We start from the raw sequence: 8,027 nt of genomic DNA, 5'->3' as shown, positions 1-8,027 counted from the left end.
ACCCGCGCCGCCTGCGCCGCCGCGTCGTCGGCGTCCGCGAGGATCCGCCGCGCCCGCACCAGGAACACCCCGCCGGCGGGCGTGAGGTCCACCTTGCGCGTCGAGCGGGCCAACAACGTCACGCCGAGATCGCGCTCCAGCTGACGGATGGCCTGCGAAAGCGGCGGTTGGGCCATGAGCAGCCGTTCCGCGGCCCGGGAGAAGTTCTTCTCCTCGGCGACGGCGACGAAGTAGCGCAGGTGACGTAGCTCCATGAAGCGGCCTCAGACCGGCCACAGGCCGGAGGCGCCCCGGCGATGGCTGTCGATGAGGTGGGTGTCGACCAGGCCGATGGCCTCCATGAGCGCGAACGCGGTGGTCGGCCCGACGAAGCGGTAACCGGCCACCTTGAGAGCCTTCGCGAGCGCCACCGACTCCGGCGACTGGGTGGGGATCTCGGCCATGGTGCGCGGCTGGGGCGTTACGGCCGGTCGGTGGGACCAGATCAGGTCGCTCAACCCGCCGGAGGCGCGCAGGGTCACGGTCGCGCGCGCGTTGCCGATGGTCGCGTCGATCTTGGCCCGGTTGCGCACGATGCCGGCGTCGTTGAGCAGACGGTCGACATCTCTCTGGTCGAACGCGGCCACGCGGTCTGGGTCGAAGTCGTCGAACGCCGCCCGGAAGGCGGGGCGCTTGCGCAGGATCGTCAGCCACGACAGGCCCGACTGGAATGCCTCCAGGCTGAGTCGCTCGAACAGGGCCGCCTCGTCGCGCACCGGCAGGCCCCACTCGGTGTCGTAGTACGTCAGCAACAGCGGGTCGCTCAGGGCCCACGGTGTGCGGAGCAACCCGTCCGGGCCGGGCACGGCGCCGGCCTCCCCCGTTCCTCCGGTCTCGGCCGTCATGCGTGCACCCCGATGATGGCGATGCCGAGCAGGGCCGTCGCCACGACCGCGACGGTCAGGGTGAGGGCGGACGACACGTCGGCGACACCGCGCTCCGAGGCGATCGCCGCGGCGGCCCGACGCGCCCGCTGTCGGTGGCGGAGCCGCAGATGCGCGGCGACAACGAGCGCGAGGACCGTCGGCGCGAAGGCGATCACGCCCAGGGTGTCGGTCCACCGCAGGAACAGCAGACAGATGACGGCCAGGGACAGCGTCGTGCGCTCCCACGCCAGCGCGGTGCGCTCGGGCTGCAATCCCGGATCGCCGTGGACGACGGGTTGGTGGGTCGTCATCGGGTCGCGGCGATGATCAGGACCGCGACGACCACCGCGCCGATGGCGATCGCGACGGTGACGATCGGTGCCATGAGGGGCAGCGGAACGGTACTCCGGTCGCGCAACGCGCGTTCGACCCGGATCCAGTGCACCAGCGCCGTCACGGCCACGATGGCCCCCAGCCCCAGCAGCAGCAGCGCCACCGACTGGCGGGCCGCGGTGTTCCAGACCTGCGCGGTGAAGGCCTCGACGGCGACCCCGCCACCGATCAGCGCCAGGGCCGTGCGGGTCCACGCCAGGTAGGTGCGTTCGTTGGCGAGGGTGAAGCGGGGGTCGGGGTCCTCGCCCCCGGGGAGGAGCCAGCGGTGCAGGGCGCCGCGTGTGGGCGGCGATGCGTCACGGCTCACTGGCCCCTCCCGAGGGTGTGGTTCTCGTTCGAGGCGGTGGGTCAGAGGACCTCGAACAGGCCGGCGGCACCCATGCCACCGCCGATGCACATGGTCACGACAGCGTACTTCGCGCCGCGGCGCTTGCCCTCGATCAGGGCGTGGCCGGTCATGCGGGCCCCGCTCATGCCATACGGGTGGCCGATGGAGATGGCGCCGCCGTTGACGTTGTACTTCTCCGGGTCGATGCCCAGGTGGTCGCGGCAGTAGAGCGCCTGGACCGCGAAGGCCTCGTTGAGCTCCCACAGGTCGATGTCGTCGACGCTCAAGCCGTGCTGCTTGAGGAGCTTCGGCACGGCCACGACCGGGCCGATGCCCATCTCGTCCGGCTCGACGCCACCGACGGCCATGCCCCGGTAGATGCCCAGCGGCTGCAGGCCCCGGTTGCGGGCCTCCTCGGCCTCCATGACCACGGCTGCCGACGCACCGTCGGAGAGCTGGGAGGCGTTGCCTGCGGTGATGTACCGCTGCGGGCCCCCGTCCTCCTGCAGCACCGGGCGCAGGCCGGACAGGCTCTCCAGCGTCGTCGACGGACGGTTGCCCTCGTCCTTGGTCAGGGTGACGGTCTCGTGGTGGGTCGCGCCGGTGCTCCGGTCGGTGATGAGCTGCACCGACTCCAACGGCACGATCTCGTCATCGAACTTGCCGGCCGCCTGCGCCGCCGCGGTGCGCTGCTGCGAAACCAGGGAGTACTCGTCCTGGGCCTCGCGCGAGACTCCGTACCGTTCGGCGACGACCTCGGCGGTGTGCAGCATCGGCATGTAGATCGCCGGGACGTGCTCGACGAGCCAGGCGTCCTTGGCGCGGTAGGTGTTCATGTGCTCGTTCTGCACCAGCGAGATCGACTCGACCCCACCGCCGACGGCGATCTGCATGCCGTCGTGCACGACCTGCTTCGCCGCGGTCGCGATGGCCATCAGACCCGAGGCGCACTGACGGTCGAGGGACATGCCCGACACCGTGACCGGCAGACCCGCGCGCAACGCGGCCTGGCGGGCGACGTTGGTGCCGGTCGAGCCCTGTTGGAGCGCCGCGCCGAACACGACGTCCTCGATCTCGCCACCCTCGAGACCGGCCCGCTGCACGGCGTGGCGGATCGCGTGACCGGCCAACTCCTGCGCGGAGGTGTCGTTGAACGCGCCCCGATAGGCCTTGCCGATCGGGGTGCGGGCGGTGGAGACGATGACTGCTTCGCGCATGGTGGGTCCTTGTCCTCAGGAATGGTGGCCGGTCGGCTCGGGAGATGTATACCGGTCGGGAACCAGCCAACACCAGAATCGGTGGCAAGAGAAGGGCCGGGCCGAGGACGTCGAGGTCCTCGGCCCGGCTCGTGGCGTTGCGCAGGAGAGCGCGCGGTCACAGGGACCGGGCGATCAACTCCTTCATGATCTCGTTCGTGCCGCCGTAGATCTTCTGCACGCGCGCGTCGGCGTACATCCGACTGATCGGGTACTCCGACATGTAGCCGTATCCGCCGAAGATCTGCAGGCACCGGTCGATGACCTTGTTCTGGATGTCCGTGGTCCAGAACTTGGCCAGCGAGGCCCCCGCGGCGTCCAGCTTGCCCTCGACGTGCAACCCGATGAGGTGGTCGAGCATGGTGCGGGCGGCCAGGGTGTCGGCCACGCACTCGGCCAGCACGAACCGGGTGTTCTGGAACTCGAGGAGGTCCTTGCCGAAGGCCTCGCGCGACTTGGCGTAGGCGATGGCCTCCCGGACCGCCGCCTCCGCGGAAGCCACGGCCGTCACCGCGATCGACAGACGCTCCTGCGGCAACTGCTGCATGAGCTGGACGAAGCCCTGGCCCTCGACCCCGCCGAGGAGGTTGGCCACCGGGACGCGCATGTCGACGAACGAGAGCTCGCGGGTGTCCTGGCCGGGCAGCCCCATCTTCTTGAGCACGCGGCCGCGCTCGAAGCCGGGCAGGTCGGTGACCTCGGCGACGATCAACGACAGGCCCTTGGCGCCGGGCTCGTCGCTGGTGCGCGCCACGATGACGAGCAGATCGCAGTTGGTCGCGTTCGAGATGAACGTCTTCGACCCATTGATGACGTAGTCGTCACCGTCCCGGACCGCCCGGGTACGCACCGCCTGAAGATCGGATCCCGTACTCGGCTCCGTCATGGCGATCGCGAGCACCGACTCACCGGAGATGACCTTCGGCAGCCAACGCTGCTTCTGCTCGTCGGTGCCGTAGACGCTCAGGTAGTGCGCGACGATGACGCTGTGCACGGCGTTGTTCCAGGCGCTGTCGAAGGCGTAGGCCTGCTCCTCCATCAGCACCGCCTCGTGGGCGAAGGTGCCCCCGCCACCGCCGTACTCGGTCGGCAGGCTCAGCCCGAGCAGCCCGGCCGCGCCGGCCTGGTTCCAGAACTCGCGGTCGACCGAGTGCTGCTCGGCCCAGCGCTCCTGGTTCGGGGTGGCCTCCTTGGCGAGGAACGTGCGCGACAGGTCACGCAGGTCGTCGAGCTCCTCGGTCAGCCACGGGGAGCGGTAGTCGTCCAGAATCATGCGTTTCTCCTCAGCCTTGGGCCTGCGCGGCGCGGTACACGTCCGCGTAGTCGGCGCGGATCTCCTTCTTGTTGATCTTCCCGACACTCGTTTTGGGGATCTCGGTGACGACCTCGATCGCCTCGGGCAACTGCCACTTGGCGAAGGCCGGGGAGAGATGCTCGTGGACCTCGTCGAGCGAGATCTCCGCCCCGTCCCGGGTCACGATGAGCACGAACGGGCGCTCCTGCCACTGCGGGTGCTCGACGCCGACGACGGCGGCCTCGACGATCTTCGGGTGGCTGACGAGCAGGTTCTCCATGTCGATCGAGGAGATCCACTCGCCACCGCTCTTGATGACGTCCTTGAGGCGGTCGGTGATCTTGAGGTAACCGTCGGAGTCGATCGTGCCGACGTCGCCGCTGCGCCACCAGCCGTCGAGGAAGCGATCGGCCGAATCCTCGGCGGACATGCCGTGGTAGCTCGCGGTGATCCACGGCCCGCGAACGACGACTTCGCCCTGGCTCACGCCGTCCCACGGCACATCGTTGCCGTCACCGTCGACGAGACGGATGTCAACGTTCGTCATGACGTATCCCTGCTTGCGCTTGAGCTCGAACAACTCGTCCTCGCTCAGGCGCGCCCGCACGGAGGGCTTGAAGCGGTTGACGGTCACCAGCGGCGTCGTCTCGGTGGCGCCGTAGGCGTGGATGACCTCGGCGCCGGTGAGCTCACGGAACCCGCGCATCATCGCCAGCGGCGGCTCGGTGGCCCCGGAGAGCATGCGCAGCCGGCTCAGGTCGGGCTTGGTCTCCAGACCCTCGATGTAGCGCAGCATGGGCAGGAAGATCGCCGGAGCGCCGTTGGCGACCGTCACGTCTTCGCGCAGCATGGCCTCGGTCAGCGGGGAGAGGTCGTCGGCGGTGTAGCGCCCCGGCAGGACGATCTTGTTGGCCATCAGCGCGGCGGCCTGCGGCAGGCCCCAGCCGTTGCCGTGGAACATCGGCGTGATGATCATCGTGCAGTCGTCGAGGGTCATGCCGATCGCCGAGGACATGGCGTAGGCGTGCAGCACGATGGTGCGGTGGCTGTAGTAGACGCCCTTCGGCCGCCCCGTTGTGCCCGTCGTGTAACACGCGGCATAGGCGGAGCGCTCGTTCACCTCGGGCCACTCGATGGTCGCCTCGGCCTGGGCGATGAGGTCTTCGTAGTGGAGCGCGTTCGGCAGGGTGGTCGTGATCTCGCCGGCCGGCTTGTCGGACATGACGACCCACGTGGTGACGTGCGGCACGTCGGGGGCGATGGCCTCGGCCACCGGCAGCAGCGTCTCGTCGACGAGGATGACCTTCGTGTCGCTGTCCGTGAGCACGTAGGCCAGGTCCTCCGGGCCCAGGCGCAGGTTGACCTGGATCATGCAGGCGGCCAGACCGGGGATGGCCCAGTAGAGCTCGAAGTGACGGCGGCTGTTCCAGTCGATGACGCCGACGCGGTCGCCGGGCTCGACACCCAGGGCCCGCAGGGCGTTGGCTCCGCGCCGGATGCGGTCGTAGGAGTCGGCGTAGGTGTAGCGGTCCCAGCCGCCGTCGGCCGTGCGGTACACGATCTCCTGCTCGCCGTGGGTGCGCGCGGCGTGGCGGATCAGCGTGGTCGTGTTGAGCTGGACGTCGTCGCCCATCGTCGAGGGGTAGCCGTCGACGATGTGGCTTCGGGTGTCATGGGCTTCGGTGGTCATGAACTCGTCTCCGTGGGTCTGATGGTCGTCAATAATGGTCGAGGTGTTCAGGCGAGGCGCTCGATGATGGTGGCGTTGGCCATGCCGGCGGCCTCGCAGATCGTCAGCAGGCCGTAGCGCGCCTCACGACGCTCGAGCTCGTTGACGAGTTGGGTGAGCAGTCGCCCACCGGTGGAGCCGAGCGCGTGGCCGATGGCGATCGCGCCGCCGTTGACGTTGAGTTGGTCGGCGGGGTAGCCGAGTTCGGCCTGCCACAGCAGCGGCACCGGCGCGAATGCCTCGTTGACCTCGACGAGGTCGATGTCGCCGATGGTCAGGCCGGCCTGATCGAGGACCTTGCGGGTGGCGGGCACGACCGCGGTGAACTGCAGGCGCGGGTCGTCGCCGGCCACGGCCATCGAGACGATGCGGGCGCGCGGGCGCATCCCGGCTGCCTCCGCGGCGCTCCGCTCGGCCACCAACAGGGCGGCCGCACCGTCGCTCATCTGCGAGGCGTTGCCCGCGGTGATGACGCCGTCGTCGGCGAACACCGGACGCAGGCCGGCCAGCTTCTCGGGGTCCACGGTGGTGCGGATCCCCTCGTCACGCGCCATGCCCGGCGTGGTCGTGCCGTCGGCCGCGAGCCCGTCGATGGCCACCAACTGGCTGGCGAAGTACCCGGCCTCGGTCGCGGCGAACGCCCGCTCGTGGCTGGTGACGCTGAACGCGTCGAGCTGCTCGCGGGTCAGGCCGTACTTCGCCGCGACGAGCTCGGCCGACGGGCCCTGGGCCGGCAGATTGCCGTCGTAGCGCGCGAGCAGACGCTCGCCGTACCAGTCGCCCATGCCGCCTCCGGGGTTGAAGAGCGGGCCGAGGTCGACGCGCGACATCGACTCGACGCCGGCGCCGATGGCGAAGTCGTATTCACCGGAGCGGACGGCCTGCGCGGCGAAGTGCACCGACTGCTGCCCCGAACCGCAGGCCCGGTCGACGCTCGTGCCGGGAATGGCCTCGGGCAGGCCGGCGCCGAGCAGGGCACTGCGGGCGATGTTTCCCGACTGCTCACCGCGTGGCAGGGCACACCCGGCGATGACGTCGGCGATCCGAGCGGGGTCCACCCCGGTGCGGGTCACCAGCTCGGTCAGGGTGTGGGCCAGCAGATCGGTCGGGTGCCAGCCGCTGAGTCGGCCTCCACGCTTCCCGACGGGAGTACGGACGGCGTCGACGATGACAGCTTCACGGGTCATGGGTGGGTCAGCTCCAAGGGATGTCGAAGGACTGTACGAACATACAGCGAACTGGTTCACTGTTCAATACCCGTTACACACACTCAGGCCCGACGAACTGCGACACCCCTCCTCGGAGAGTCGCCGATCTCAACGAGCCGCGCCACGTCAGGAGCATCGACCCGATGACCGCGTACCCTCACGCCATGCCTGCCGTGCCAGCTCGACCCGACGACCTCACCGCGAAGGCCCGCATCCGCAACGCCGCGCTCGCGCTCTTCGCCGGCGGCGGGTACGACGGCACGACGATGCGCGCCGTGGCAACCGCCGCCGGAGTCACGGTCGGCCTGGTCGTGCACCACTACGGCACGAAGGAACGGTTGCGCGATGCCGTCGAGGACCTCATCGTCGCTGCCTTCACCGAGGCAACCGCCTCGGTGAAGATCGTGGGCAGCGGTCGAGACATCGGCGCCGCGCGCGACCGCAACGTCGCGCAGATGCTGGCGAGCAACACGGCGATGGTCGACTACCTGCGCCGGACGATCCTCGACCCGAACGACCGCGGTGTCCTCCTGAACCGCTTGGCCGACCTCGCGGCCGCCAACCTGCAGGAGCTTCGTGCGGCCGGTTTGACCGCATCCCGCCGGAGCACGGCCGAGCAGGTCGCCGCGGTCCTGACCGCCCAGATCGGTCAGCTCTTCCTCCAACCGATGGTCGACCGGACGGTGACTCACTTCGGCGAGTCCGACCCACCTCGGATCGTCGTGCGCCTGGAACGCTGACCAGGCCAGGACCACTTCGGCGTGAGCGCGCGCCACGTGCGGGCCCGGATGCTGCCCACCCACACGCCGGCGCCGTAGGCCAGGTCGTCGACGCGCCGGGCGAGCAACGTCGTCAGCAGGCCCGCCCCGGCGTGCTCCCTATGACCGTCGCCACCCCCGCCGCCACCCCAGCGG

At 69.8% G+C, this 8,027-nt stretch carries 10 protein-coding genes; 1 reads left to right on the top strand and 9 read right to left on the bottom strand.

Translation table 11 applies throughout. From position 1 onward, the window contains the following. The 8 genes from KD1_RS11510 to KD1_RS11475 all read right to left on the bottom strand — a co-directional run. Nucleotides 1-254: LysR family transcriptional regulator (locus KD1_RS11510; RefSeq protein ID WP_157073316.1), on the bottom strand; the 254-nt coding region annotated here is incomplete at its 3' end. A gap of 9 nt (nucleotides 255-263) precedes the next feature. Then, a complete protein-coding gene (locus KD1_RS11505) occupies nucleotides 264-884 on the bottom strand; it encodes a DNA-3-methyladenine glycosylase I (protein ID WP_068402049.1) in 621 nt (206 codons plus the stop codon). Beyond that, a complete protein-coding gene (locus KD1_RS11500) occupies nucleotides 881-1,216 on the bottom strand; it encodes a DUF202 domain-containing protein (RefSeq protein WP_068402047.1) in 336 nt (111 codons plus the stop codon). Before KD1_RS11500 ends, KD1_RS11505 begins: the two co-directional genes overlap by 4 nt. Next, nucleotides 1,213-1,605, bottom strand: a complete 393-nt coding sequence (locus tag KD1_RS11495) for a YidH family protein (protein ID WP_174521109.1) — start codon at nucleotides 1,603-1,605, stop codon at nucleotides 1,213-1,215. The genes KD1_RS11500 and KD1_RS11495 overlap by 4 nt, the downstream gene beginning before the upstream one ends. Nucleotides 1,606-1,646: 41 nt before the next feature. Next, on the bottom strand, nucleotides 1,647-2,843 hold the full coding sequence (locus tag KD1_RS11490; protein WP_068402045.1) for an acetyl-CoA C-acyltransferase: 1,197 nt from the start codon (nucleotides 2,841-2,843) through the stop codon (nucleotides 1,647-1,649). A gap of 157 nt (nucleotides 2,844-3,000) precedes the next feature. Next, nucleotides 3,001-4,155, bottom strand: a complete 1,155-nt coding sequence (locus KD1_RS11485) for an acyl-CoA dehydrogenase family protein (RefSeq protein ID WP_068402043.1) — start codon at nucleotides 4,153-4,155, stop codon at nucleotides 3,001-3,003. A 10-nt stretch (nucleotides 4,156-4,165) separates the two neighbouring features. Continuing rightward, nucleotides 4,166-5,866: a long-chain-fatty-acid--CoA ligase gene (locus tag KD1_RS11480; protein WP_068402041.1), complete on the bottom strand. Its 1,701-nt coding sequence runs from the start codon at nucleotides 5,864-5,866 to the stop codon at nucleotides 4,166-4,168. A 47-nt stretch (nucleotides 5,867-5,913) separates the two neighbouring features. Continuing rightward, entirely contained in the window at nucleotides 5,914-7,092 is a 1,179-nt protein-coding gene (locus KD1_RS11475) for a thiolase family protein (protein ID WP_068402038.1), read from the bottom strand. Between the two features lie 185 nt (nucleotides 7,093-7,277). Here KD1_RS11475 and KD1_RS11470 point away from each other — a divergent pair, with 185 nt between their 5' ends. After that, complete coding sequence (locus KD1_RS11470; RefSeq protein WP_157073315.1) at nucleotides 7,278-7,853, top strand: TetR/AcrR family transcriptional regulator; 576 nt, start codon at nucleotides 7,278-7,280, stop codon at nucleotides 7,851-7,853. Here KD1_RS11470 and KD1_RS17195 read toward each other — a convergent pair. Further along, nucleotides 7,802-8,027 (bottom strand): hypothetical protein (locus KD1_RS17195; RefSeq protein WP_217995872.1); only part of this gene is annotated, 226 nt, incomplete at its 5' end. The genes KD1_RS11470 and KD1_RS17195 overlap by 52 nt on opposite strands.

This window comes from Kribbia dieselivorans NBRC 106261, from assembly GCF_001552435.1.
GTDB classification, from domain to species: Bacteria; Actinomycetota; Actinomycetes; order Actinomycetales; family Dermatophilaceae; genus Kribbia; species Kribbia dieselivorans.
This window is presented reverse-complemented; position numbering and strand designations above follow the sequence as displayed.

Coding starts and splice junctions, on each gene's coding strand:
- KD1_RS11480 (WP_068402041.1), bottom strand. CDS start 5,866: ATGACCACCGAAGCCCATGACACCCGAAGCCACATCGTCGACGGCTAC.
- KD1_RS11470 (WP_157073315.1), top strand. CDS start 7,278: ATGCCTGCCGTGCCAGCTCGACCCGACGACCTCACCGCGAAGGCCCGC.
- KD1_RS11505 (WP_068402049.1), bottom strand. CDS start 884: ATGACGGCCGAGACCGGAGGAACGGGGGAGGCCGGCGCCGTGCCCGGC.
- KD1_RS11475 (WP_068402038.1), bottom strand. CDS start 7,092: ATGACCCGTGAAGCTGTCATCGTCGACGCCGTCCGTACTCCCGTCGGG.
- KD1_RS11500 (WP_068402047.1), bottom strand. CDS start 1,216: ATGACGACCCACCAACCCGTCGTCCACGGCGATCCGGGATTGCAGCCC.
- KD1_RS11485 (WP_068402043.1), bottom strand. CDS start 4,155: ATGATTCTGGACGACTACCGCTCCCCGTGGCTGACCGAGGAGCTCGAC.
- KD1_RS11490 (WP_068402045.1), bottom strand. CDS start 2,843: ATGCGCGAAGCAGTCATCGTCTCCACCGCCCGCACCCCGATCGGCAAG.